The organism is Myxococcus llanfairpwllgwyngyllgogerychwyrndrobwllllantysiliogogogochensis (assembly GCF_006636215.1).
GTDB lineage: Bacteria > Myxococcota > Myxococcia > Myxococcales > Myxococcaceae > Myxococcus > Myxococcus llanfairpwllgwyngyllgogerychwyrndrobwllllantysiliogogogochensis.
Genome location: NZ_VIFM01000943.1, coordinates 1 through 400 on the forward strand (window position 1 = coordinate 1; position 400 = coordinate 400).

At 73.2% G+C, this 400-nt stretch carries 1 protein-coding gene; it reads left to right on the forward strand.

Going from position 1 to position 400, the window contains the following annotated elements:
• Window positions 1–400: pilus assembly FimT family protein (locus tag FJV41_RS51365; protein ID WP_368773794.1), on the forward strand; the 400-nt coding region annotated here is incomplete at both ends.

Genomic DNA, 400 nt, shown 5'->3' on the forward strand with positions numbered 1-400 from the left:
ACGGAGCGCCAGCGACTCAGCGCCGCGCAGCGCGAGTTGGTGCTGATGATGCAAGAGGCCCGTCAGAAAGCACGCGCGACCCACCAGCCCGTGCGGCTGGGAACGCGCGTCATGGATGAGCAGGGCGTCCAGGTGACGCGCATGCGCTGGGAGGCCCTGGCATGCAGTGACGCCTGGGGCTCGGTGTGTCCCATCCCCGCGTGCGAGGAGAACGCCTGCGGCGTGGGCGGCTGCGAATGCGCGGAGCTGGGGCCGGAGCTGGTCATCCCGCCGAAGCTCGACGTGGCCCCGTTGGTGGGCCTGTGCTGGCTGAGCGACCCCGGCCCCGGCGCGCCCGTCGTGGCTCCGCCGGCGCCCGGCGGAAAGGTGTGCCAGCAGAACGACCCGCTGCCCCCGGAGG